23 protein-coding genes, 1 pseudogene, 2 riboswitches and 2 other annotated features are annotated in these 24,811 nt (G+C 43.0%); of the genes and pseudogenes, 18 read left to right on the top strand and 6 right to left on the bottom strand.

Features of this window, described 5'->3' with window-relative positions; all coding sequences use genetic code 11:
* Nucleotides 1-21 precede the first annotated feature (21 nt).
* Nucleotides 22-507 (bottom strand): energy coupling factor transporter S component ThiW, encoded by a 486-nt coding sequence (gene thiW, locus DES38_RS03835; RefSeq protein WP_110250775.1) that lies wholly within the window; start codon nucleotides 505-507, stop codon nucleotides 22-24.
* A 68-nt stretch (nucleotides 508-575) separates the two neighbouring features.
* A riboswitch (TPP riboswitch) is annotated at nucleotides 576-690 on the bottom strand.
* A 133-nt stretch (nucleotides 691-823) separates the two neighbouring features.
* Between thiW and DES38_RS03830 the strand changes: the two genes are divergently transcribed.
* The 6 genes and pseudogenes from DES38_RS03830 to DES38_RS03810 all read left to right on the top strand — a co-directional run bounded on the left by DES38_RS03830 (nucleotide 824) and on the right by DES38_RS03810 (nucleotide 6,977).
* Nucleotides 824-1,690, top strand: a complete 867-nt coding sequence (locus DES38_RS03830; RefSeq protein WP_170114323.1) for an HAD family hydrolase — start codon at nucleotides 824-826, stop codon at nucleotides 1,688-1,690.
* A riboswitch (purine riboswitch) is annotated at nucleotides 1,663-1,762 on the top strand. (Overlaps the previous gene by 28 nt.)
* Nucleotides 1,763-1,950: 188 nt before the next feature.
* On the top strand, nucleotides 1,951-3,735 hold the full coding sequence (gene ade / locus DES38_RS03825) for an adenine deaminase (RefSeq protein WP_110250774.1): 1,785 nt from the start codon (nucleotides 1,951-1,953) through the stop codon (nucleotides 3,733-3,735).
* 90 nt (nucleotides 3,736-3,825) lie between these two features.
* Nucleotides 3,826-5,025, top strand: coding sequence for an ROK family transcriptional regulator (locus DES38_RS03820; protein ID WP_110250773.1), 1,200 nt, complete (start codon nucleotides 3,826-3,828; stop codon nucleotides 5,023-5,025).
* Nucleotides 5,018-5,647: a hypothetical protein gene (locus DES38_RS03815; protein ID WP_110250772.1), complete on the top strand. Its 630-nt coding sequence runs from the start codon at nucleotides 5,018-5,020 to the stop codon at nucleotides 5,645-5,647. Before DES38_RS03820 ends, DES38_RS03815 begins: the two co-directional genes overlap by 8 nt.
* Before the next feature lie 325 nt (nucleotides 5,648-5,972).
* Nucleotides 5,973-6,206 (top strand): annotated as a pseudogene (locus DES38_RS12225) (methyl-accepting chemotaxis protein); the annotation flags it as partial.
* An 18-nt stretch (nucleotides 6,207-6,224) separates the two neighbouring features.
* Nucleotides 6,225-6,977, top strand: a complete 753-nt coding sequence (locus DES38_RS03810) for a PDC sensor domain-containing protein (RefSeq protein ID WP_425450528.1) — start codon at nucleotides 6,225-6,227, stop codon at nucleotides 6,975-6,977.
* Between the two features lie 119 nt (nucleotides 6,978-7,096).
* Here the strand turns inward: DES38_RS03810 and DES38_RS03805 are convergent, their stop codons facing one another.
* The 4 genes from DES38_RS03805 to DES38_RS03790 are packed head-to-tail and all read right to left on the bottom strand — an operon-like array spanning nucleotide 7,097 to nucleotide 11,827.
* On the bottom strand, nucleotides 7,097-8,140 hold the full coding sequence (locus DES38_RS03805; RefSeq protein WP_110250770.1) for an aldose epimerase family protein: 1,044 nt from the start codon (nucleotides 8,138-8,140) through the stop codon (nucleotides 7,097-7,099).
* Nucleotides 8,141-8,166: 26 nt separating this feature from the next.
* Nucleotides 8,167-9,645 (bottom strand): UDP-glucose--hexose-1-phosphate uridylyltransferase, encoded by a 1,479-nt coding sequence (gene galT / locus DES38_RS03800; protein ID WP_110250769.1) that lies wholly within the window; start codon nucleotides 9,643-9,645, stop codon nucleotides 8,167-8,169.
* The gene (gene galE, locus DES38_RS03795) at nucleotides 9,642-10,640 is read right to left on the bottom strand and encodes a UDP-glucose 4-epimerase GalE (protein ID WP_110250768.1); all 999 of its coding nucleotides are present in this window, start codon (nucleotides 10,638-10,640) and stop codon (nucleotides 9,642-9,644) included. The genes galT and galE overlap by 4 nt, the downstream gene beginning before the upstream one ends.
* 2 nt (nucleotides 10,641-10,642) lie before the next feature.
* Nucleotides 10,643-11,827, bottom strand: a complete 1,185-nt coding sequence (locus DES38_RS03790; RefSeq protein ID WP_110250767.1) for a galactokinase — start codon at nucleotides 11,825-11,827, stop codon at nucleotides 10,643-10,645.
* 189 nt (nucleotides 11,828-12,016) lie between these two features.
* On the opposite strand from DES38_RS03790, the gene DES38_RS03785 reads away from it, so the two are divergent.
* The 4 genes from DES38_RS03785 to DES38_RS03770 all read left to right on the top strand — a co-directional run bounded on the left by DES38_RS03785 (nucleotide 12,017) and on the right by DES38_RS03770 (nucleotide 16,591).
* Nucleotides 12,017-12,574, top strand: a complete 558-nt coding sequence (locus DES38_RS03785) for a nitroreductase family protein (protein WP_110250766.1) — start codon at nucleotides 12,017-12,019, stop codon at nucleotides 12,572-12,574.
* A gap of 133 nt (nucleotides 12,575-12,707) precedes the next feature.
* Nucleotides 12,708-14,138 (top strand): glycoside hydrolase family 1 protein, encoded by a 1,431-nt coding sequence (locus DES38_RS03780; RefSeq protein WP_110250765.1) that lies wholly within the window; start codon nucleotides 12,708-12,710, stop codon nucleotides 14,136-14,138.
* A gap of 106 nt (nucleotides 14,139-14,244) precedes the next feature.
* Nucleotides 14,245-15,831: a glycoside hydrolase family 9 protein gene (locus tag DES38_RS03775; protein WP_110250764.1), complete on the top strand. Its 1,587-nt coding sequence runs from the start codon at nucleotides 14,245-14,247 to the stop codon at nucleotides 15,829-15,831.
* 133 nt (nucleotides 15,832-15,964) lie between these two features.
* On the top strand, nucleotides 15,965-16,591 hold the full coding sequence (locus DES38_RS03770; RefSeq protein WP_110250763.1) for a flavodoxin family protein: 627 nt from the start codon (nucleotides 15,965-15,967) through the stop codon (nucleotides 16,589-16,591).
* Between the two features lie 116 nt (nucleotides 16,592-16,707).
* Here the strand turns inward: DES38_RS03770 and DES38_RS11960 are convergent, their stop codons facing one another.
* Nucleotides 16,708-16,848, bottom strand: coding sequence for a hypothetical protein (locus tag DES38_RS11960; protein ID WP_170114322.1), 141 nt, complete (start codon nucleotides 16,846-16,848; stop codon nucleotides 16,708-16,710).
* 120 nt (nucleotides 16,849-16,968) lie between these two features.
* Here DES38_RS11960 and DES38_RS03765 point away from each other — a divergent pair, with 120 nt between their 5' ends.
* From DES38_RS03765 to trpA, 8 genes are all read left to right on the top strand, one after another.
* Entirely contained in the window at nucleotides 16,969-17,514 is a 546-nt protein-coding gene (locus tag DES38_RS03765; protein ID WP_110250762.1) for a 3-dehydroquinate synthase II domain-containing protein, read from the top strand.
* Between the two features lie 190 nt (nucleotides 17,515-17,704).
* Nucleotides 17,705-17,972, top strand: a binding site (T-box leader).
* 38 nt (nucleotides 17,973-18,010) lie between these two features.
* Nucleotides 18,011-18,228, top strand: a binding site (T-box leader).
* Nucleotides 18,229-18,288: 60 nt separating this feature from the next.
* Nucleotides 18,289-19,659, top strand: a complete 1,371-nt coding sequence (trpE, locus tag DES38_RS03760) for an anthranilate synthase component I (protein ID WP_110250761.1) — start codon at nucleotides 18,289-18,291, stop codon at nucleotides 19,657-19,659.
* The gene (locus tag DES38_RS03755) at nucleotides 19,656-20,237 is read left to right on the top strand and encodes an anthranilate synthase component II (RefSeq protein ID WP_110250760.1); all 582 of its coding nucleotides are present in this window, start codon (nucleotides 19,656-19,658) and stop codon (nucleotides 20,235-20,237) included. Before trpE ends, DES38_RS03755 begins: the two co-directional genes overlap by 4 nt.
* Nucleotides 20,238-21,254, top strand: coding sequence for an anthranilate phosphoribosyltransferase (trpD, locus tag DES38_RS03750; RefSeq protein WP_110250759.1), 1,017 nt, complete (start codon nucleotides 20,238-20,240; stop codon nucleotides 21,252-21,254). It begins immediately after the preceding gene.
* A gap of 4 nt (nucleotides 21,255-21,258) precedes the next feature.
* Nucleotides 21,259-22,029, top strand: a complete 771-nt coding sequence (gene trpC / locus DES38_RS03745) for an indole-3-glycerol phosphate synthase TrpC (protein WP_110250758.1) — start codon at nucleotides 21,259-21,261, stop codon at nucleotides 22,027-22,029.
* The gene (locus tag DES38_RS03740; RefSeq protein WP_110250757.1) at nucleotides 22,026-22,637 is read left to right on the top strand and encodes a phosphoribosylanthranilate isomerase; all 612 of its coding nucleotides are present in this window, start codon (nucleotides 22,026-22,028) and stop codon (nucleotides 22,635-22,637) included. The genes trpC and DES38_RS03740 overlap by 4 nt, the downstream gene beginning before the upstream one ends.
* Entirely contained in the window at nucleotides 22,634-23,839 is a 1,206-nt protein-coding gene (gene trpB, locus DES38_RS03735; RefSeq protein WP_110250756.1) for a tryptophan synthase subunit beta, read from the top strand. Before DES38_RS03740 ends, trpB begins: the two co-directional genes overlap by 4 nt.
* Nucleotides 23,832-24,608, top strand: a complete 777-nt coding sequence (trpA, locus tag DES38_RS03730; RefSeq protein WP_110250755.1) for a tryptophan synthase subunit alpha — start codon at nucleotides 23,832-23,834, stop codon at nucleotides 24,606-24,608. The genes trpB and trpA overlap by 8 nt, the downstream gene beginning before the upstream one ends.
* The last annotated feature ends 203 nt before the right edge of the window (nucleotides 24,609-24,811 follow it).

The raw sequence follows: 24,811 nt of genomic DNA, 5'->3' as shown, positions 1-24,811 counted from the left end.
CGCATGTGTCATCTTATGGGATTACTGGGTATAGGTGTGTGGTTTATCAATCTTATAAAGAATGAGACCTGCCACGGCGGTCCCTACGGCACTCGAAATGAAAAAGCCCGGAATAAAAGCAAAGACAAAGACGGCTTCACCCGTTAATAACTGACTGATGGGTACGGATAGTAGTCCACCAATGACCGTCGTACCAAACAGTTCACCAACCATTGCTAGTGATTTCTTCCCTGTATAACGGTACATCAGTCCAGCAAGAAGGGCGCCGCTCATTCCGCCAGGAAAAGCAAAGATTGTACCCAGCCCCATTAAGTTACGTAATAAACCGGTCGTAAACGCAATTGAAACAGATGCTTTTGTGCCAAACCAAACGCTAATGATAATGTTTAGCGCGTGTTGGACAAACAAAGCCCGGTAAGGACCAATCGGTATGCTCAAGAAGCTGGAACCAATCACGCCAATGGCAATAAAGACGGCATAGGTGGTAAGTTTACTTGTTTTAGACATATAAAAAAGCCTCCTCTCATCATTGATAACTGGATGTATCATCATCCATCAAGATAAAAGACAAGACCTACGTGTCGCTACTACTTGCCTACGCTAGTACGAACTAGATCAGGTCTTTAAGGGTTAAAAAACAGCGTGTTTTTCTCTCAGCCTGTCGATACACAGGCACCCCTAGTAGTCTTTTAAAATGAAATTAGTCATAGTATAACATAACAAGCCCAGCAGTGTCGCAACGGACTAATAATTTTGATGGATGACCCAAAAAAATGTCGTTCCGTGCTATACTAGTTGGTAAAAATACAAGGGATGTGTCACGATGCAGCTACCTAAAGCAATCTTTTTAGATATGGATGGGACGTTACTAAACAGCGAAAATAATTTACCAGTAAAGAACATGGAAGTGATTGATCGTTTACGAGAAAAAGGTGTCAAAGTTTTTGTTGCAACTGGACGTGGTCAGAAAGAAATTTTCCCGCGCGCACCAAAAGGATTTGCGCTTGACGGTGTGATTAGTTCGAATGGTATGACGGGTTACATGGGCGAGGCAAAGTTGTTTGAACATACATTGCCACATACCCTTGTTGAACAAGTGATTAACCTCGCGCGTCAGCATCAAGTTTACTATGAACTTTTCCCGACGTCGGGGGAAGCCTATGTTGAAGCATGTGACCGTGACATGCTCGCCAGTGAAATTGTTGGTGATAAGCCAGCAGGTGTGCAAATTTCTGAGTGGAGTGAGCGGTTAGAATCACTGGCAAGTGGCATTACTTGGGTGAATCAACTCGATGACTTAGGGTATTCGAAATTTTATACCTTTAGTAAAGACACAGCAAAGATTAGCCAGTGGCAAGCTGTATTAGCAGAGCTACAAAAAACAGAGCCGTTTTCAACCTCACAGTCGTCACCGTATAACGTTGAAATTATGGTGGATCAGAAAAATAAAGCGACGGGTATTAAAGATGTCCTCGAACGTTTAGCAATTGCTCCAGCTGATATTTTGGTGATGGGTGATTCGTTTAATGACAAACCAATGTTTGAATATGCGGGGTTTAGTGTGGCGATGAAAAATGCGCCTGAGGAGATGAAGGCACTCGCTGACGATGTGACCGCATACAGCAATGATGAAGAGGGTGTCTACCACTACTTAACAGATAAATTTTTAACTGAAACAAAAGATGTATAAGCTTATGAATCGGCATAAGTGTTTCTACCGGGTGACCGTAATCACTGGACTACATCGCTAAATTGGCGACGTCTATCTCATACGGGATAGGCGTTTTTTACAACAGAAAAGGGCGGTGAACACATCAGCATTGAAGGCGTCCGTTGCTTTAGCTGTAGGCATCTCAAAACCGAGTGTTAGACGCGCCCAAGTCACCTGAAACAGGACCGTGCAAGAAAAAATGTCAGATACAATAAAAAAATGCGAAGGGAAGGCTTAATATGATTAAACCACTACATGAAGTGAACCAGTTACTAATGGAGGTTTTACGCGGGGAAAAAGCGGCAGATACTGTGTTAAAGAACGCAACGATTGTCAATGTATTAACGGGGAAGTTAGATGAAGGAAAGGACGTGGCCATCAAAGATGAACGGATTTGTTTTGTCGGCGATTGTAAGGAACTAATTGGTGCAGAAACAACCGTGATGGATTGCACCGGTAAATTTATTGCACCTGGATTTATCGACGGACATATGCATGTTGAATCCACGATGTTGTCTGTCACATCATTTGCGCAGGCGGCTGTGATAAAAGGAACCACGGCTGTCTTTATGGACCCACACGAAATGGCAAATGTATTTGGATTGGCTGGTGTTGAGTTGATGCATAACGAAGGGAAACATGCACCCATTCATGTCTTTACAACAGTGCCGTCTTGTGTACCTGCAGCGGTTGAGCTTGAAGATGCCGGCAGTCGTTTAACTCCAGCTGAAGTTGATAGCGCGCTTGATTGGGACGGTGTATACGGTCTAGGCGAGATGATGAATTACCCTGGAGTCATCGCTGGTGATGCAAAGATGTTAGCGGAGATTAACGCGACGACACGCCGCCAGTTAAAGGCAACCGGTCACTTTCCGGAAGGAACAACGCGTGCACTGCAAACCTATTTGCTTAGTGGGGTTGATTCGTGTCATGAAACAGTCACTAAAGCACAAGCATTGGAAAAGTTAGCGTTAGGGATGCATGTGATGATTCGTGAAGGCTCAGCCTGGCAAGATGTAAAAGAAGTAATTAAAGTACTCACAGAAGACGATGTGAACGATGACCTCTTGATGTTAGTGACTGACGACATCTATCCGGAAACATTAAAAGAAAAAGGGCAGATCAACCATGTTATTCGCCGCGCGATTGAAGAAGGGGTTCATCCCGTTCAAGCGATTAAATTAGCAACGCTTAATACGGCTCGTTACTTTGGTGTTGATCATGATTACGGCAGTGTATCCCCAAACAAGAGTGCGGATTTAGTCATACTCGATGACTTAACAACCCTTGAGCCTACCGATGTATTTGTCGGCGGTCGCCATATTAGCAAAAACGGTCAGCTGAATGTCACCGTCCCGGCCTTTAGTTATCCAGCTGCTTATTATCAGTCGGTCCACGTAAAAGCACTTACCGAAACAGATTTCTTGAAACAGACAAGTTTGACTGGTGTGGTTGAAGCACGGGTCATTGAAGTCATTGAAAACAGTGCCCGTACCAAAGCAACACGCGTCAAGCTGAAGGTAGAAGACGGTATCGTCTATCCTGATCTAAAAGAAGATGTTATTTCTTTGGTTTGTTTTGATCGCCATCATCAAGCGCAGCAACAATCTGTTCAATTTGTGAAGGGGTTTGGCATCAAGCGCGGCGCTGTCGCATCGACCGTTGCACATGACAGTCATAATCTAATTGTGATGGGTGTCAGTCCAAACGATATGAAGCGTGCAGCCGAACACTTAGCTGAGATCGGTGGCGGAATGGTTGTGGTTTTAGATGGTGAAGTCATTGCTTCGGTCCCCTTACCGATTGCCGGGTTGATGAGTGCTGAACCGATTGAAACACTCTTGCCGAAAGTGCGCCAATTAGCACAAGGGTGGCAAACCTTAGGCTGTTCGCTCCATGCGCCGTTTATGACGTTTTCATTAATTGCCTTGCCAGTGATACCTGATATACGAATTACCAATCGTGGTTTGGTGGATGTGACAACCTTTACCTTAATTGATACCTTAACAGCACTCGATCAGTAACCATTTAGCGATTAAAATGCTTGCTTTCAAACCCTGTCAACTCATGGTAAAATAAAACTTTAGAGGATAACGGGATAATGGAGTGATGGCATGAAACGTGGAAGTTTTAAAGCGATGAAAAACTTAAATAAATCATTAATTTTAACGAAGATTTTAAATGATGGACCAATCTCACGAGCTGAGATTGCTAAAGAAATAAAATTAACCCCGCCAACCGTTGGAACCATTGTGAAAGAATTGATTGAACAGGGGATTGTCAAAGAAAGTGCCCAAGGTGAATCAAAAGGTGGACGCAAGCCGACGCTTTTGGTCATCGATTATGATGCCTTTTATATGATTGGCATTGATGCAGGGCCGAGCGAGGTTGCCGTTATTTTGACTAACCTTGCCGGTGAAGAGATTGATACTGAAATGACCGCATTACCAGCAACCATTGCTGAACAACAGTTTGTTCGGTTGTTGATTGAACAAGTAACAGCTGTGCTTAGCCGGAATCAATCTTATGCGAATAGAGTGATTGGAATTGGGGTTGCGATGCATGGGGTTGTTGATGCTGAACAAGGGATTGCGCTTTACGCACCGAACTTAAATCTTCGTGACATGCCGATTGTTGAACGGCTCAGTGATCATTTTCAATTGCCAGTCCGGATTGAAAATGATGCCCGGGCGTTAGCTTTAAGTGAGACGTGGTTTGGTCAAGGAAAAGCCAGCGATAAATTACTTGCGGTGAATATTGGTAGTGGGGTAGGGGCTGGCGTCGTGTTACATGGAGAATTGTACCGTGGTGATAGTCATATTGCTGGTGAGATTGGTCATATGACGATTGATTTGAACGGGGATATTTGTAGCTGTGGCAATAAGGGCTGTTTGCAGACAGTGATCTCAGGTCCGGCAATTCAAGCACGGGCTACTCGCCTTTTAGCAAGTGGCGTTGCGACGTCATTAAATGGAACAACACCAACTGCTAAAACGATTTTTGCTCATGCAGAAGAAGGCGATCGTTTTTCTCGAGAAGTTCTTCATGATACGGCTGTTTATATTGGCATTGGTTTAACGAATGTGATTCATACCCTTAATCCAGATCGGATTATTCTTCATGGTGGTGTCATGAAAGCAAGCAAGTACTTGTTACCGGTTATAAAGGATACGATAGAAGACCGTGCCCTCACACAAACAGCAAAAGAAACAGAAGTCCTCGTGTCGGATTTAGGTGACTATGCGACAGCGCTAGGTGCAGTTGCGCTTATTCTTGTCGAACTGTTCAAACGAAACGGTGAGATCCATGTTTAAAAAGCGGAACTTGCTTAAGCGGTTGATGCGTTTATGTTTACTATCCGGTCTGCTCTTGCTTGTGGCATGTCAGAGTAACAGTGACAGTGAAGTTGGAGATACTACACATGCGGCATATCAAGCGGAAATTGAGGAGTTAGAGCGTGATAATGCTGCATTAAAAGCATCAATCACACAACTCCAAAAGCCTCAGGCTTTTTCATACTTAGAACAATTACCAGAGGACAAACGGGGCCTTTATCAACAGTTTCTTGAGACAGAAGCACTGACTCATTTGACGAACTTTTCTCCAGAAGAGATGTTGCTGGTGTTCTTGCACAGTGTTGCAACAGGCGCTGACCGAGCGGTTTATTTAATCAGCTATGATGATGGTTCCTTACCCAATGAAGCAGAATTTCAAGAACTGTATCATCAAGATTTTTATAAAGAGCACTTAGATGTTGCGCTCGATTTCCGTTATTATCATGCCCTAGCGGTTGAAGAGCGGCAATCGACCAAAACTATGAAGCTTGTCGAAATGGATGTTAGTTTTGAACTGTTCAGCGCCTCGATATTTTATGGTTTTAAAGCACAAGATCAGTTGTGGAAGATTGATTTATTTAATGCCAATGTCGTGGATTAACGCTAACGTTGGTCTGTTAAAGTGAGTGACCTTATTAACTGAGGCACTCGCTTTTTTGTTTTAAAACGAAAAAGCGAGTCGGAGTGAGGCAGGGTGTTTACCCGGCTGCCTTTAAAAGCTGCTAGTGTTAACAGTAACTAAAGGTAAAGGATGAACGAAAAGTTTGTGAAATAAGTTAAACAATTTAGGGGTATGAAGCAATAAAAACCCGAACAATCTAATCGTACGATTGAACTGATACATCTTTTTACAACTTGTTGGCAAAGGCTATCTTTAGGTAGAAAGTACGTGCTAAACTGTTGAAAAGACTAAAAAAAGGGTGTAGATGATGGAGCAAACATTGGCAAATGAATCGAATATGTCACGACTTATGCATCAGTTAAAGGAAGATAGTGAAGAAATTAAAAGTGTTATGCAGGATTTGAATCAAATTTCAAAACAATCGAACATTCTTGCATTAAATGCAGGGATTGAAGCGGCAAGAGCTGATAAAGCGGGTCGAGGCTTTGCGGTGGTCGCTAAAGAGATTAAAAACTTTTCGCATCATGCCTTATCGTTAAGTGATGAAAGCACGGCCATTATTAATCGTGTCCAGGACAAAGCGAATCAAATCATTGCCTTACGCACAACTGATTTAGCTTTTGATACGATTGATAAGATTGATCGAAATTTATTTGAACGGCATTGCGATGTTCAAGCGTGGGCAACGTTTGAAGCGGTTAAACGGGTACTGACGACCGAGACAAGCGAAACGAAACAAAGTGCGGCTGCTTTACTTAAAAATATTCATGATATATATGAGGTGTATCATGATTTAATGATCGTTGACTTATCAGGCAGGTGTGTGTCACGGGTTCATCATCAAGAAAATGAACAGGAAAATGTTAAAGAAAAAAGCTGGTTTAAATCGGTTGTGAAAACAAAGGCGGTTTATGTTAGTGACATGTATTATTCAGCAAGCATCAATGACTATACCATGACCTTTGCAGCGCCAATCATTGATGAAGGTGAACTAATCGGTGTTTTTACAACCCGCTTTAATTGGCATTTTATTTTTGATATTCTTGAAAAAGTCACCTTAAGTGAAAAAACGGAATTATATGTGGTTAATCAGAAAGCTGAAGTTATTGCATCGCTTGATAAGAGCGATATGTTGACGAAAGATGTTTCGGAATTTGAAGCAACAAGACGCGTGTTAAATCAAGGTGAAAAAAAGGGGTACCTGATTCATCAAGACGTTCTATATAGTTATTGTTTAACGCGGGGATATAATCAGTATCCGGGAAAAGGGTGGTTTGTCTTGATTCAGGAACCGTTATCGCAAGCTTAACTGAAGTAAATGCGCACCGATTAACCTTGAATCTCTGAAGCAAGCTGGACGTGTTAAAGCGTGCGACATAAATGAAAAAGCCAGCGCTCCTAAAGCGGAGCGCTGGCTTCTTTAACGGGTCATGACTCAAATGAAAATGTTGTTTTTTTACGATAGACTTCGTGCGCCGCTAAGTGAATGGACGGAAACCCATCATGCGTGACAGATGCTGGAGAACTCTGTGTTTCTAGACAAACCCCTAAATATTTTTTTGAGCGGGCTTCGTTGAGTTGTAAACTGTCATCGAGATTGTTCGACGTATACATAACGACACCAGGTTGATCCGTTGTTACTGTTAATTGTCGACCACTAGAGGCATCTTTTAATGTAATTTGATCGTCATCTTTTGTTTGATCGAAAATAAAGAAGTGATCATAACCATCAAGTGCTAATTGGTTTTGCGGATCGCCACTTAAGGTTCCGTCCAAAATTTTACGACCGTTACGGAAGTCAAAGACTGTATCGGTTACCGGTAAAATGTTGCCGGTTGGAATAAGTGCGTGATCAAGTTCGACAAATTGACTAGCGTTCATTGTTACTTCGTGATTTAAAATGGTATCTTTTAAGTCACCTGAAAGATTGAAGTAACTATGATTGGTCAAAGTTAGCACGGTATCTTGGTCACTAATTGCTTCGTAACTAATTTCAAAATCATTCGCATTGGTTAAGGTATAGGAAACCTTATATTTCACCGTTCCAGGATAACCTTGGTCTCCATCTAAACTGGTGTGATATAAGACAGCTCCCACAGAAGTTGGGGTTTCGATGGTTTCCACTTCCCAAGTGCGCGCATGAAGACCACCAGGTCCGCCGTGGAGACTGTTGTCCCCATCGTTTGCAGGTAATGTGTACGTCTTTTCACCTAAGCTAAACTGTGCACCTTCAATGCGACCAGCAACACGTCCGATTAACGCACCAAAGTAGTTTTTGTTGTTTAAGTAATTGTCATAGTCACGGAAACCAATCACGACGTTTTCGAATTGATTGTTTTTGTCAGGAACCATCATTTTGGTGATAATTCCACCAAAATTCAAAAAGCTGACAGACATACCTGAATCATTGGTTAATGTGTACTCGAGCCAAGTTTTTTCTTCAATTTTTATCGGCAACGATGTAATATTCATGTCTTTATTTCCTCCTAAAGATCGAATTAGAGTGCATTTAAGAAACGCTTAAACGCATCTCTCCCTGTACTATTCGACTTGTAGACCCCAGAATCCTCCAAAACACGGACGAATTTTTTTGCTAAGGCGTCTTCAACAACGTTATCAACGTTAGCTGTCGTAATCGTCTGGCTTGTTTTTAAGTGGTCCGCCCAAGCCCTATGGTAATCAGCCACGTCAGTAGATTGGTCTAATAAATAAGTTTTCATCTCATCAAGTTCTTGTTTAAGACGTGGGGGCAGTACGGCTAAGCCCATCACTTCAATTAAACCGATGTTTTCTTTTTTAATATGATGAACATCTTGATGCGGATGGAATAACCCGTCGGGATGTTCGTCCGTTGTCCGATTATTTCTTAGCACAAGATCGAGTTCATACAAGCCATCTCGGAATCGAGCAATCGGTGTGATCGTGTTGTGCGGGGTACCATCGGTTTCAGCGAGAATGTCCGCTGAAGGATCACTGTAACGGCGCCAGTTTGATAAAATAACCTCACCTGCATCAATGAGTGTATCTTTATCGGTATCTTTGAGACGAATCACCGACATCGGCCAGTGAAGAACACTGGCATCAATCGTGTCAAAACCATTGAGATTAAAGGTGAATGCTGTCTTTGCTTCTGTCATACCGAAAGTATAGCGACCGGCTTGGTAGTGGTCGTGAGAAAGAATACTACCTCCGACAATTGGTAAATCAGCATTGGAACCAATAAAATAATGGGGGAATTGTTCAACAAAATCTAAAAGTCGACTAAAACTATCGCGTTTAATCTCCATTGGCCGATGCTCGCTACAGAAGACAATGCTATGTTCGTTGTAATAGACATAGGGTGAATATTGGAAAAACCAGCGTTCCTTATCAAGTTCTACATCAATGACACGGTGATTTGAGCGTGCGGGATGCCCGGTTCTGCCGGCATAACCTTCGTTTTCTTTACACAGTAAACATTTCGGATAGTTAACGTCTTGTTTCATCGCGCGCTCGCGTTTGATTTGGGCCGGATCTTTTTCTGGTTTAGATAAGTTAATGGTAATATCAACTTTACCGTAATCGGTCATTGCATCGTATTGAATGTTTTTAGCGATTCGTTCGGTTTGGATATAATGGCTATCTTGGCTTAATTGATAGAAATAATCCGTTGCTTTTTTGGGATCTTCTTGATAATACAAAGAAAATTGTGCGTTTATTTCTGTTGGTTTCGAGAGAAAAACATTCATGATTTGACTATCAAGTTGCTCACGCAAATCCAGTTGATCTTCAATCACACCACGTGCGACGGCGTCATCAGTTAAAGCGTTGAGTAAGACGGGAATCGCTGACTCCGTTAGAGATGTTTCTGGTTCCTGATACGTTTCGTATTTTAGTAAACTGAGTATCTGATTTCGTGTATAAATCCGGTCTCTTTCAGTAATCATTGCTTGTTCAATGGCTCGGTCAATAAGGCGTTCAAGTGTTTGTTCAATCATGAAGGGTCCTCCTCATAGCCGTGTGGCCGTTTGCTGTGCCAGCGCCACGCATCGGTAAGGATGCGGTTAATTTCGGTCCGTCTTGGTGACCAACCGAGCGTGTGACGTGCTTTATCACTGAGAGCGATCAGTGTACTCGGATCGCCTGCACGACGTGGACCAACAATGGCTTTGATCGGGTCACCTGTCACTGCTCTAGCAGCATCAACAATTTGTTTGACGCTAAATCCTTGTGAACTTCCTAAGTTAAAGACATTACTTTCGCCGCCCTCAACAAGGTAGTTGACAGCCAAAATGTGGGCATCAATTAAGTCTTCGACGTGAATATAATCACGGATACAGGTTCCGTCTTCGGTTGGATAGTCATCACCATAAATCGTGATTGCTTCGCGTTGACCGAGGGCAACTTGCAAGACAATTGGAATCAAATGCGTTTCAGGGTCATGGTCTTCACCAATCGCCGCATCTTCTCTTGCGCCGGCAACATTAAAGTAACGTAAGGAGACATATTTCAAACCGAAAGCTTTTTCACACCAGTGCATCATCTTCTCCATCGTCAGTTTTGTTTCACCATAGGTGTTCGTAGGTACCGTGGGCATTTCTTCAGTGATCGGAATTTGTGTCGGTTCACCGTAAGTGGCTGCCGTTGATGAGAAGACAATTTTCTTCACATCAAATTCTTGCATCGCCTGTAGGAGCACTTGAGTGCCGTACACATTGTTATCAAAGTATTTAAGTGGGTCTTCCATTGATTCACCTACAAGTGAATTGGCAGCAAAGTGAACGACGGCATCGATCGATTCATTGCTGAAAACATCACGTAAGAAATCTAAATCACGAATGTCACCGGGATAAAAGCGGGCATCGGGATGGATGGCATCTCGGTGTCCTGTTTGCAAGTTATCAATCACAATGACCTCATGGTTCTGTTCAATTAATTGGTATACAGCGTGTGAGCCGATATAACCGGCGCCTCCGAGTACTAATATGTTCATCGTTAACGTCCTCCTTCATGTGTCAGTGCTTTTGCACCATCACCAATCGTTGCTTCATAGAATGTTGGGGCATAACCAATTTTTTCAGTATACGTTTTATCAATATTTGTTTTGACTTGATCAACTTTTGCTTTTTCAACTAAGGCAATTGCGCAACCACCAAAACCAGCACCGGTCATTCGTGCGCCTAATACGCCATCTTGTTGCCAAGCCGTTTCAGCTAGGGTGTCGAGTTCAATCCCGGTCACTTCATAATCATATTGCAATGATTTATGGGATTGGTTAAGTAGTGCCCCCACTGCTTCTAAATCATTTTCGTGTAAGCGATCAAAAGCATCTTTTGTCCGTTGGTTTTCGTAGACGGCATGTTTGGCCCGTTTCTGTTCCACCTCAGAGCTGATTAAATGTTTGTTAGCTTCGAATTCGGCAATGGACAATTCCCCTAAACTAGCGATGGCTAGCTCTGTTTGTAAGTCTTTTAGGGCCGACTCACATTGGCTACGCCGCTCGTTATATTTTGAATCGGCAAGTTCACGTCGTTTATTTGTGTTCATTATCATAATAACATATTCACCCAGATCAATTGGGGCGTATTTGTAGTCAAGGGTATTACAATCTAATAATATCGCATGATTTTCTTTCCCCATGCCGATCGCAAATTGATCCATGATTCCACTGTTGACGCCAATGTACTGGTTCTCAACTTTCTGGCCCAGTTTCACCATCTCAACACGGTCAATGGTTAAATCAAACAATGTTTCTAACATAACGCCCGTTGCCAGTTCAATTGAAGCGGAGGATGAAAGCCCGGCACCGTTAGGAATGTTTCCAAAAAAGAGAATATCATAACCGTTTTCGATTGAAAAACCATTGTCGATAAATAACTTTGTCATACCTTTCGGGTAGTTCGCCCAATTGTCACTTTTTTGATAGGCAAGTCCGTCAAGTGATGATTCAATCACACCAAGATTGTCAAAATTCATTGAATAAAATTGGAGTTTACGGTCACTTCGTTTTCTTGCGACGGCATAAGTGCCAAACGAGATCGAAGCCGGGAAGACATAGCCGCCATTATAATCGGTATGTTCCCCGATTAAATTAATCCGTCCAGGTGCAAAGAACAGGGCAGGTTCGCCTCCTTTGCCAAAAACTTCAGTAAAACGCGTCATTAATGTTTGTGTTTCCATGTTCATCACATTCCTTTCAAAAGGTTTTATTGGTATATCAGTACTTAATTAAATTAATTTACTAACTATTTATAGAATAGCATGTTCCGATGGCTTTTGCAATAAGAAGCTGTAAGCGAATTTGCTGAGTTTTGTCAGAAAATTTGCTATAATACCTCTAACAGTTAAGAGAAAAAGGAGAGAATCGCTATGAACATTGAACAACTCATTAAAGAACGACGCTCAATCTCGTTGTTTGAAGATAAACCGGTCGCTGTTGAGGAGATTAAAGCGATGCTAAAGACAGCTGCTTTTGTACCGAACCATAAAATGACGCAACCGTGGCGCTTTACAATCATTACAGGTGAGACCAAATCACAGCTTGCTGAATTGGCGGGTACATTTATGGCTAAAGGGAAAACCGGTGAAGATAAAACACGAGCGTACCAAAAAGCGTACGAAACCTTTGATCAAGTTCCCGTTTATCTGATGGTCTTTATGGGTGAGAGTCATCTCTTGAAGCGTCGCGAAGAAGATTATGCTTCAACGAGTCTGATTATTCATAACTTAAGCTTAATCGGCTGGGAACGCGGGCTTGGCTTGATTTGGAAAACAGGTCCATTAACCGAGACCGAACCGTTCCGTGACTTAATCGGTATTAAACCGGGCGAGAAATTTGTTGGGATGCTTCAAATGGGTTACCCGAAAAAAGTACCGAAAACATTACCGAGAATTGATTTAGAAGCACGGATTGATCATCTAAATTAAGTGAACTTAAAGAAAGCGTGGTTCTATCAAAGGAACCACGTATTTTTTAGGTTGACTTTATCCGTCGTCTGAATTAAGTTAAATATATAGATATTTAAAGTTATGGTTAAGTTACGAAAGAGGAGGCTAACAGATGGAACATCAGCAATTAACACCATTTCCAAAAGACTTTTTATGGGGATCAGCGTCGGCAGCCTATCAAATTGAAGGAGCCCATGATGAAGCAGGGAAAGGGCCATCGGTATGGGATGTCTACACGAAAATACCGGGAACAACATTTAAAGACACAAATGGAGATGTGGCGGTGGATCATTATCACCGTTATCAGGAAGATGTTCAACTAATGAAGGAACAGGGCTTGAAAGCATATCGTTTTTCAATTGCCTGGAGCCGTATTTTTCCGGAAGGTAAGGGTGAGGTCAACGAACAAGGGATTGCTTTTTATGATGCCTTGATTAATGAATTGATCAAGCATGACATTGAACCGTTGGTAACGGTCTACCACTGGGATGTCCCGCAAGCACTGATGGATGCTTACGGTGCGTGGGAGTCGCGCGAGATCATTGCGGACTTTACAAATTATTGTCGCGTGTTATTTGAACGCTTCGGTGACCGGGTTAAGCACTGGGTCACGCTGAATGAACAGAACATCTTTATTGGGTTAGGTTATCAAAAGGCCCTGCATCCCCCGGGTGTGAAAGATTTAAAACGGATGTATCAAGCGAATCATATTGCGAACCTTGCGAACGCATCAGTCATTAAAGCGTTTCGTGAAGTGGTTCAAGACGGTAAAATTGGACCGAGCTTTGCCTATACCCCGATCTACCCGTATGACGCAGACCCAGACCATGTTTTAGCAGCAGAGAATGCTGAAAGCATGAATGCGCATTGGTGGATGGACATTTACGCATGGGGGACCTATCCTGAAGCGATCTTTAACTATTTAGAACGTGAAGGGCTAGCGCCTACGATTGAAGCAGGTGACATGGCATTACTTCAATCACAAAAACCTGACTTCATGGGCTTAAACTATTATCAGACAGCTACCGTGAAACACAATCCACTTGATGGTGTTGGAGAAGCTGGTATGAATACAACAGGTAAAAAAGGATCGCAACAAGAATCAGGCAATCAAGGGTTGTTTAAGATGGTACAAAACCCTTACCTTGAGACGACGGATTGGGATTGGACCATTGATCCAAAGGGATTGCGGATTGCTTTACGTCGGATCCAAAGCCGTTATCACTTGCCTATCTTAATTACTGAAAACGGGCTGGGTGCTTTTGATACCTTACTCGAGGATGATACCGTAAACGATGATTATCGAATTGCGTTCTTAAAGAGTCATGTGGATCAAATTCAACATGCGATTAGTGATGGTGTTGAGGTATTGGGTTACTGCACCTGGTCATTTACAGACTTGTTAAGTTGGCTTAATGGCTATCAAAAGCGTTATGGTTTTGTTTACATTAACCGTGACGAAGACGGACCGAAAGATTTACGACGGATCAAGAAGAAAAGCTATTATTGGTATAAAGATGTGATTGAACGAAACGGTCTTTAATTTACAGACGCCTCTGAATCATTGATTCAGAGGCGTCAGTTTTAATCACAAAAACCTGGTATGCCAGCTCACTTGAAAATATTTAATTGAAAAGAGGAAGCGCCACATGTTAATGATGAATCAAGTAGGGTTTTTAAAAGGAAAACAGCAACGGGTCATCGCAACAACAGCGAGCCCGGTTCATATCCATCAACAAAAAGACAAAGCCATGCTCAAAACGTTAGTGCCAGAAGGTCCTGTCTACGACGCGACGAGCGCGACGTCCATTTACAGCGTAGAGCTCGGACTTGACCCGGGTCAATATACCATCACCCAGAATAAGCAAGCGTACGAAATTACCGTCAGTGCGAATCCTTTTGAAGCAGTTACCCAAGCGCTTCTGCGTGCATTTTACTATTTGCGCTGCGGTGAGACCTTACCTAAAGCGGCCGCTGGGCTATACCATCATGGCCCTTGCCACACGGCCAAAGCGATTGTATATGACAACCCAACAGAAATGGTCGATGTGAGTGGGGGTTGGCATGATGCGGGTGACTACGGCAAGTATGTGGTTGCAGCGGGGAAAGCAATTGCTGATTTATTATTAACGTTTGATGACTTTTCGGATCGCTACCGGAATCAATCTGGAACCACTGGGCTGCCTTATCTCCTTGAGGAAGTGAAGGTCGAACTGGACTTCTTGTTGAAGTGTCAGCGTGCGGACGGGGCCGTTTATCATAAAGTGACGACAGAACAATTCCCTCCCTTTGATAGACATCCCGAAGCTGATACGATGCGACTTGTTCTTTCGCCAGTCTCCGATACAGCTACCGCAAGTTTTGCGGCAACATTAGCTGATGCAGCCCGTGTCTTTAAGCCATACCTTGCTGACTATAGTGATCGACTTCTTGAGGCGGCAATTAAAGCTTTTGACCGGTTAGAACAAGGGGGCCTAGCGCCCTTTGTTAATCCACCTTCGATTTCAACGGGCGAATATGGCGATCCCTCTTGTCTAGATGAGACTTACTGGGCAAGCGCTACGTTGTATCGGACAACTGGCGATTCACGCTACCTGACGGTCTTTAAAACGCTGTACGCTAAATTAGCAGATCCCCTTCACTTAGGCTGGGTTGATATGAGTGGGTATGGCAGCATCAGTTATTTGAAAAATCCGAAAGCTGACCGAAATGAACCCATTTACCAAGATATTTTGACCCGATTAAGCGCTACGGTTGATCAGCGTCTTGAGGTTATCAAGGCAAGTGGCTTTAAACTGGCCATGCGCCGAGAAGATTTTATTTGGGGAAGTAATATGGAAGTGGCAAATCAAGCGATTCAATTTATACTTGCTTATCAGTGCTTTGGTGACGCGCGTTATGAACAAGCAGCGCTGGATCATTTTGATTATTTGCTGGGTAAGAACATTTTAGGTAAGAGTTATGTGACGGGGTTTGGCGCGAACAGTGTTTTGTTTCCACATTACCGTCCGCAAATGCATCTCGGGGTAAATGAACCAGTACCAGGATTTGTCTCAGGTGGACCGAACAAAAATTTAGAAGATCCCTATGCACAGGAACAGATTAAAATGGCTGCACCTCAAGCCTGTTTTGTTGACCATTTTGAAAGTTTTGCGACAAATGAAATAACGATTTATTGGAATGCACCTGTTGTGTACCTAGCAAGTTATTTCACAGAGGCGTTTGCGGAGGAATAACGTGCAGAGGAATAGTGGCCGGTGGTTCCTTTCTTTGGAAAGAGGCGTGACTTGAGTGGAAAATCATTGAGCATGGTTAAGTGAAACGACAAACGGGTAATGCTAAGTAAATGCTTATGAGGAGGAACGGTAAATGACTGAGGTAAAGGTATTGTTTTTAAATGCGTCGCTAAAGGATAGCTCTGAAGTTTCAAACACAGAAGCTTTATATGAAGAAGCAAAAGCCCTCTATGAAAAAGAAGGGGCCAAAACAGAGAGCATTCGCTTGGCTGACTACAACATCCGTTATGGGATTAGTGGTGATGAAGGTGAAGGTGATGAATGGCCAGGGATTTTAGAAAAAGTAAAAGCAGCGGATATTCTCCTAATCGGTACGCCGATTTGGTTAGGAGAAAAAAGCAGTATCGCTACTAAAGCAATTGAGCGATTATATGGAAGCAGTAGTGAAACAAACGAAAAAGGACAAGCGATTTACTACAATAAGGTAGGCGGTGTTGTAATTACAGGCAATGAAGATGGGGCGAAACAATCTGCCGCTTCTGTCTTATATGGGCTTACGCATATTGGTTTTGTGATTCCACCGAATGTCGACGCTTATTGGGTTGGTGAAGCAGGTCCAGGTCCTTCGTACATTGATGCGGATGCAAAGCAAAATAGCTTTACGCAAAAACATATTGAGATGTTGGTCTATAACACACTCTATTTTGCCGAGCTGTTGAAGCAGTCACCGATTCCAGCAATAGGCAATACCTTGGAGTAAGCGCAAGGAAAGTAAACATTGCTAAGCGCTAATGGGACTAAAAATAAGGACATCAAAAAATGAGGAGCATCAAGAGCGATGGTCCTCATTTTAGTCTGAGTATGATAAACTGGGTGTTACATAGATACTTCCGTATGTGTGACCGATCGATCACTATTTAAATTGGATTGTTGGCTATCATTTTGTTCAATCTGATAACCAATCACGAAGAAACCGACGATCAACAAGAGAAATACAACAAATAATCCTTTTCTCAACGTTTTTGCCTCCTGAATAGTAAACTCTATTATTAATTTTAACGGGTCAGTAGTGAAAAATAAAGCGTCTTTTGCTAGTTATGCACGATTTATTTATTTTTTAGAAAGGGGTGTTTCATAATGGTAGACGCGTATGTTGATGCTAAAGTTACACAAATTAAAAAAATAGGGCAAGGGACAAGGGTTTGTTTAGATTTTATTGATGTACTAGCAGCGGATGAAGGGGTTTGTGTTGGGAACACGGGGCATGGCTACGTAACGGTTCTTAGTGAAAATAGACAGACAGACACCTATCCGCCAAGACCGTTTCGCGTCAACGTCGGAGCACACCACCAGTATGTTAAGGGGTTAAGTCAAGCGACCCATTACGCAACGGAAATTAAACCGGGTGACGTGATTCCAATTTATTCACTTAACGGCGAGCGCGAAGTCAGTGTTGGCCGCGTAAAAAAAGAAAAGCGCGACTTTTTTTGGATTGAAGCAGAGACTGAAAATCAAGCGGTGGTTTCGACGACCTTACAACAAGCAGATAGTGTGCATCTGTTAACACCGAATGGCCCAGTCAACGTGCTAGACTTAACCATTGGTGCAACCATTTGTGTCGTGTTAGATACGGCAGGTCGTCACTTAGGTCAACAAATTGATGAAGCGATTGAAGAACAGTAAGTGTACCGCATGAGCAGAAGTCAAACAGGTAGGTACTGACAGAAACACCAGCTTATTGCTGGAGTAATCAAACACGAGGAACGCCTGCACCGGGCATAGTCACTATGAAAGATGTCGCGTTAAATATTTAGAAAATTCGCTATTTTAATTGACAAATAGGGCCGGAGATACTATGATAAGAACACATATAAAAAATGCGCGATCAGAAAAGAAAGTAGCTAAACGTCCTCATGTGAAGAGAGCTAGTGGATGGTGAAAACTAGTCATGAGTGTGAAGTGAATGGGCTTTTCGATGCAGTGATGCTGAACAGCGCCTTTTAGAGGCGAGTAGGCATGACCGGGTTTTGTTTCCCCGTTACCACAAAACACAGATTGGTACGTTATCGATCTGATTACAACGATTTAAAGTACGTCCGTACTTTATAAAGGTGGCATAACGGGGTTTTCTCGTCCTTTAATGGATGAGAAAGACCCCTTTTTAAATACAAAATAAGTAAGATAATCAAAGAAATCAGATAAGTAGACGTTTTAAAGTTAGTACAGAGAGCTGGTGGTGGTTGCGAACCAGTCTAACGAAAACGTTGAATTGGGCTGATGGAGATGCTTTTTTTCAAAGGGTGAAATAAAGCCGGTCACCGCCGTTATCGGGAAGTGTAGAGTCAGCGTGACTCTAAATGGGCGGTGGTACCGCGGTTTTAAATAATCGTCCCCCTACTTAAAAATGAACTGTTTTTAAGTAGGGGGATTTTTCTATTGATAAGGGAGGAAACTAACATGCGTTATCAAGTTAAAGAATGTGTGGGCGACGTTTTAACACCGATTAGTGTTTACCAACGCTTACAAGGTAGTCAACGTTTTATCTTAGAAAGTTCAAGTGGACACGGGGAGAAAGGACGTTATTCGTTTTTAGGTCAACACCCCTTTAAAGAAATCATTGGTGATGACCAAAAAGTGACGATTAAGCAAGCGGACAAAGAAATCGTTTTGCATGATAAGGTTTTAGAAGTCTTGAAAGCACATATCCCAACTGTTGATTTAAATTTACCGTTTTTATTTTATGGTGGAGCGGTCGGCTACATTGGTTATGATGTCATTCGTCACTATGAACAAATTGGCGAGCGCTTAACAGATGAGATTAACATGCCAGATGTGCATTTAATGATGTATCAAGATGTGATTATCTTTGACCATAAAAAAGAAACCGTCACTTTAGTAGCAACGGATTTAGCTGGTAACCGTGATGAAGCAGCACTCCGTCGTGCGTTAGATGAATTGGAAACGCAAATAATGACCTATACAGCGGATGATGAAGAAGCACTGACAAAAGTCAGCTTCACCCCGGAAATCGATGAAGCTACCTTTATCAATTATGTTGAACGGGCAAAGCAACATATCATCGATGGCGATATTTTTCAGGTCGTCCTCTCACAACGCATGAAAGCAGAGTTTGATACGTCGCCGTTTCAATTTTACCGAAAGTTGAGACGAAACAATCCGTCGCCGTACATGTATTACCTTGATTTCGGTCCTTATGTCGTTCTAGGCGCCTCACCTGAAAGTTTAATCAAAGTGAAAGGCAATCAGGTTGTCACCAATCCCATTGCGGGTACTAGACCACGAGGGAAATCAGAAGCCGAAGACCTACGGTTTGAACAAGATTTACTTCATGATGAAAAAGAACGCGCTGAACATAAAATGCTGGTTGATTTAAGTCGGAATGACTTAGGTCGCGTCTGTGAAGTTCACTCGATTCAGCTTCCGAAATTCATGACAATTGAACGGTTCCAGCATGTGATGCATATCGTTTCTGAAGTAACCGGAACCTTGAAGGACACTTATGATGGCATTGATTGCTTGATTGCCACGTTACCAGCCGGTACAGTCTCAGGTGCACCAAAGATTCGAGCGATGCAACTGATTAATCATTATGAAACGGTTGAACGTGGTGTCTATGCAGGTGCTTGTGGGTATATCAACATGAATGGGGATCTTGATTTAGCACTGGCAATTCGGACGATGGTTATTAAGAACCAAACGGCTTACGTGCAAGCAGGGGCCGGGATTGTGTACGACTCAGATCCGAAAAGTGAGTATCAAGAAACACTAAATAAAGCAAAGTCACTCGTGGAGGTGTCGGACACATGATTTTACTGATAGACAATTATGATTCATTTACCTATAACTTGTATCAATATATGGGGGAACTCGGAGAAGATGTAAAAGTCGTTCGGAATGATGCGATCTCTTTAGAGGAGATTCATGCGATTAATCCGGAGGCGATTGTCCTCTCACCTGGGCCAGGCGCACCGGTGGATGCGGGGATTTGTATCGATGTGATTAAAGAACACGGGGAAAGCATTCCGATTCTCGGCATTTGTCTCGGTCATCAAGCGATCGGCGAGGCCTATGGGGCGACGATTATCCATGCCAAACGTGTCATGCACGGGAAACAATCAAAGATCACGCATCATCAACAGGACATTTTTGCCGGCCTCACGGATCCGATTGAAGTGATGCGTTACCATTCACTTGTAATTGATCCGACAACCGTACCAGAAACACTAACGATCACGGCAACCGCTCTTGATGACGGTGAAATTATGGCGATTAAACATCATCAGCTTCCGATTTACGGGATGCAATTTCACCCTGAATCAATTGGTACACTAGATGGTTTAACCTTACTCAGTAATTTCTTTAGCACAATAAGGGAGGACAACTAAATGCAAACGTATATCGAAAAAGTCGTACGCGGTGAAGACCTTACCCTTGAAGAAATGGAAGCTGCTGCGCGGTTAATGTTTGACACAGACACCGATCCAGTTCTGGTCGGTAGCTTCTTACTCGCTTTAAAACAGAAAAAGGAATCCGTGGATGAGATCACTGCCCTGGTTCAAGTGGTCCGTGAACATGCCCTCACCATGCCTGGGGAATTAATCGGTGCGATGGATAACTGCGGCACGGGTGGCGATCAGTCAAATAGCTTTAATATTTCGACGGCAAGTGCGTTTGTCGTTGCGGGGGCTGGGATTACCGTGGCTAAACATGGTAACCGCAGCATTTCCAGTAAAACGGGAAGTGCAGATGTCTTAGAAGCACTCGGTGTCGATATTCGCCAGTCACCGGAAGTAAGCTATCAACTCTTAAAGGAAAATCAAATTAGCTTTTTATTCTCGCAACAGATGCACCCGAAAATGAAGCCTGTTGTCCAAGTAAGACGTGCGCTTAAAATACCTACCATTTTCAACTTAATTGGTCCACTCACTAACCCGGTTGAACTCGAAACACAACTGATTGGTATTTACCGGCGTGATTTATTGCTCGATATGGCCAGTGTTTTAGCTAAGCTCGGTCGGAAGCGTGCGCTTGTGATTAATGGGCCGGGCTTTATGGATGAAGCATCACTCGCAGGAGAGACCCACTGTGTCTTATTAGATCGCGGGGAGCTGCTTGAGTTTACCATCAAACCTGAAGATGTTGATTTACCCTATGTTGATAACAAAGCCATTAGCGGTGGCGATAAAGAGATGAATGCTCGGATACTCACAGACGTGTTGTCAGGGAAACATGGTCCACATCGCGATACCGTGCTACTTAATGCCGGGTTAGCGATTTTCGCAAACGGGAAAGCAACGACCATCAAAGAAGGAATTGCCCTAGCACGGACAAGCATTGACGAAGGCCATGCCTTAGAAAAATTAAATCACTTAATTCAAACCCATCAACGTGAAGTGAGGTGAAAGCATGACGATACTTGATGACATTATTAAAGCAAAACAAATAGAGGTGGATGTGATCAAAGCACAGCGTGCGGCTGACAATAGAAAACGAACGGTTCCGCTCGTTTCATTTCTAGATGCGGTTAACACACAACCGATGCACGTCATCGCAGAATTTAAGCGACATTCACCATCAAAAGGTATGATTAATAAGGACGTGGAACCGGCTGAACAAGCTAGGATTTATCAAGCAAGCGGGGCATCAATGATTTCTGTTTTAACAGACTATCCTTATTTCAAGGGAACGATGGCGGACTTAGTCGCCGTGAAAGAAGCGGTTAGCTTGCCAGTATTAAATAAAGATTTCATCATTGATCCTGTTCAAATTGATCGCGCCTATCAGCACGGGGCGGATGTGATTTTACTGATTGTTGGTGCGTTAACTAAAGAGCAATTTACAAATTTGTATCACTACGCAACAGCTAAAGGGCTAGAAGTATTGGTTGAAGTGCACGATGAAACGGAAGTCAAGACAGCGTTAGCGGTTGATGCACCGCTAATTGGCATCAATAACCGCAACCTTAAAACATTTGAAACCAGTCTTAAACAAACAGAAGCACTTGCGCCACTCATTAACACAGAAAAACATGTCTTAGTCAGTGAAAGCGGCATTAAGACAAAAGCAGATGTTGTCCAGGTAAAGGCTGCGGGCGCACGGGCAGTTTTAGTCGGTGAAACACTGATGAAAACATCACCCGAAGCAATGATCAAAGCTTTTACTGAGGATTTGTCATGAAACCGCTCGTTAAAATTTGTGGGGTGAAAGATCGTGAAACTGCAGAAGTTGTTGAGGCAAGTGGTGCCGATTTTATTGGTTTTTTATTCGCAGACAGCAAACGGAAAATTACTGTCCAAGAAGCAAAAACGATCCGGGCTGCCTTAAGCCCAGCCATTCAAACAGTCGGTGTTTTTAGAAATCAACCATTTGAAGAAGTCAATCACGTGGCGGCAACGGTCGGACTTGATTATGTCCAATTGCATGGTGAGGAATCTCTTGCCTATATCAATCAGATAAACTATCCGGTCATTAAAGCCATTACCGTAAAAGATCAAGCGTCGCTCGACAAGGTGGCGACCTATCAAACTGCTGTTGCTTATTTATTACTGGATGGTCCCATACCTGGTTCAGGGACAGGGTTTGATTGGTCTTTATTACAAATTGATGATCTTCAGGTACCGGTGTTTTTAGCTGGTGGCCTTACCCTTGATAACGTAAATAAGGCGTTACGGACGCTTCCGGTTGCGGGTGTGGACGTCTCCAGTGGCGTTGAAACGAAGGATAAGAAAGATGCGGTTAAGATTAAACAATTTATTAATCAAGTAAAAGGGGTGCCAGAACAATGACAAACTATCAACAACCAAATGAACATGGGCATTACGGAAGCTTCGGTGGTCGCTATGTTCCTGAAACATTAATGCCGGCTGTCTTGGAACTAGAAAAGGCTTATCTAGAAGCAAAGAATGACCCAGCATTTACGGAGGCCTTTGATTATTACTTAAAAGATTATGTTGGCCGTGAAACACCACTCTACTTTGCCGAACGTTTAACTGAAAAATTAGGCGGGCCAAAGATTTATTTGAAACGTGAAGACTTAAATCATACCGGGGCGCATAAAATTAACAATGCGCTCGGTCAAGCGTTGTTAACAAAGCGCATGGGCAAACATAAGGTTGTCGCAGAAACAGGCGCAGGACAGCACGGGGTAGCAACAGCAACCGCTTGTGCGTTATTAGGGTTAGAATGTGTGGTGTTTATGGGTGAAGAGGATATTAAGCGTCAGAAACTGAATGTGTTCCGGATGGAATTACTTGGTGCCAAAGTGGAACCCGTTACTTCAGGCAGTTGTACGCTAAAAGATGCAGTGAATGAAGCGCTGCGCTATTGGGTAAGCCATGTCGAAGACACCCACTACATTATTGGCTCAGTTGTGGGGCCGCATCCATTTCCAATGATTGTTCGTGACTTTCAGCGCATGATTGGTGATGAAACGAAACAGCAGTATTTTGATAAAACCAACAGCTTGCCGGATGCGTTAATTGCCTGTATCGGTGGGGGCAGTAATGCGATGGGGATGTTTTATCCGTTTGTTGATGACGCTTCAGTTCAAATGTACGGCGTTGAAGCAGGAGGCGATGGTGTTGCAACGGGCAAGCACGCAGCGACGCTTTCTACTGGAACGGTCGGTGTCTTACACGGTACGATGACGTATCTCTTACAAGACGACGCTGGTCAAATCACAGAAGCGCATTCGATTTCGGCCGGACTTGATTACCCTGGCATTGGGCCTGAGCATAGTCACTTAAAAGATACCGAACGAGTCACTTATGTGTCGGCGACTGATGATGAAGCGCTGGAAGGCTTAAAGTTATTGTCAGAAACAGAAGGTATCATTCCGGCTTTGGAAAGTGCACATGCGATTGGCTACTTACCAAAACTGGTTAAAAAATTCAGTAAGGATCAGTCGATTATCGTTTGTTTATCTGGACGAGGCGATAAGGATGTCGAAACAGTTAAAGCTGTGTTAGGAGGTAAAGTAAATGACTAAGTCGTATTTGGAAAAGCATTTAAATCAAGTCCTAGAAGCAGGAAATAAGATATTTGTTCCCTATATCATGGCAGGTGACGGTGGTTTGGATCAATTAAATGAACAGATTGATTTCTTAAGAGAAGCGGGTGCTTCAGCTATCGAAGTAGGCATTCCTTTCTCCGACCCGGTCGCGGATGGTGATACGATTCAACAAGCAGGTATTCGCGCGCTACGTGAGCACGTCTCTTTAACGGCAGTGCTTGAAACACTCAATCAAAACAAAGATCGAGAGATTCCTATCTTATTAATGACGTACATGAATCCGGTTGTGCAATACGGGGTCAAAGCTTTCGCCCGCGCGTTAACCGAAGCAAATGTTTCAGGTGTAATTGTTCCAGATGTGCCGATGGAGGAAGAAGCGGTCATTACAGATGCGCTAAAGGAAGAAGAATTGGCCTTTATTCGACTCGTTGCCCTTACGAGTCCGAAAGCGCGCCGTGAAGCTTTGAAGCAGCGTGCGGAGGGTTTTCTTTACGCTGTCACCGTTACCGGTACGACAGGTGAGCGCGCTGTCCATAAAGACGAAGTACAAGCCTTTTTAACTGAATTGAAAGAAGGTGCACCTGTTCCGGTTTTAGCAGGGTTTGGTGTCAGTACACCAGACCAGGTTAAAAAGCTTAGTCAATTTGGTGATGGCGTGATTGTCGGTAGTCGGATTGTTAAAGCTTTTCATGAAAATGACCGTCCAGTTATTAAAACGTTGATTGCTGCAGCATTTAATTCGTAAGTAAAACGTCACAAGCCTTTAAACCTATAATGATAAATAATCATTATAGGTGGAAGGGCTTTTTTATTGATGGATGTGTCGTTATGAATGGGCAAGAAGACGATTTAAAAACGTTGATACAGAGGTTTTATTAAGTGTTTTAAACAAGGATTGACAGACGAAAAACTTTTTTTACAAAAAGGTATAAATAACAAACAAAACAA

It is taken from the genome of Streptohalobacillus salinus (assembly GCF_003201605.1).
GTDB lineage: Bacteria > Bacillota > Bacilli > Bacillales > Amphibacillaceae > Streptohalobacillus > Streptohalobacillus salinus.
The sequence above is the reverse complement of the archived record's forward strand: the minus strand, read 5'-3'. Positions and strand labels throughout refer to the sequence as shown.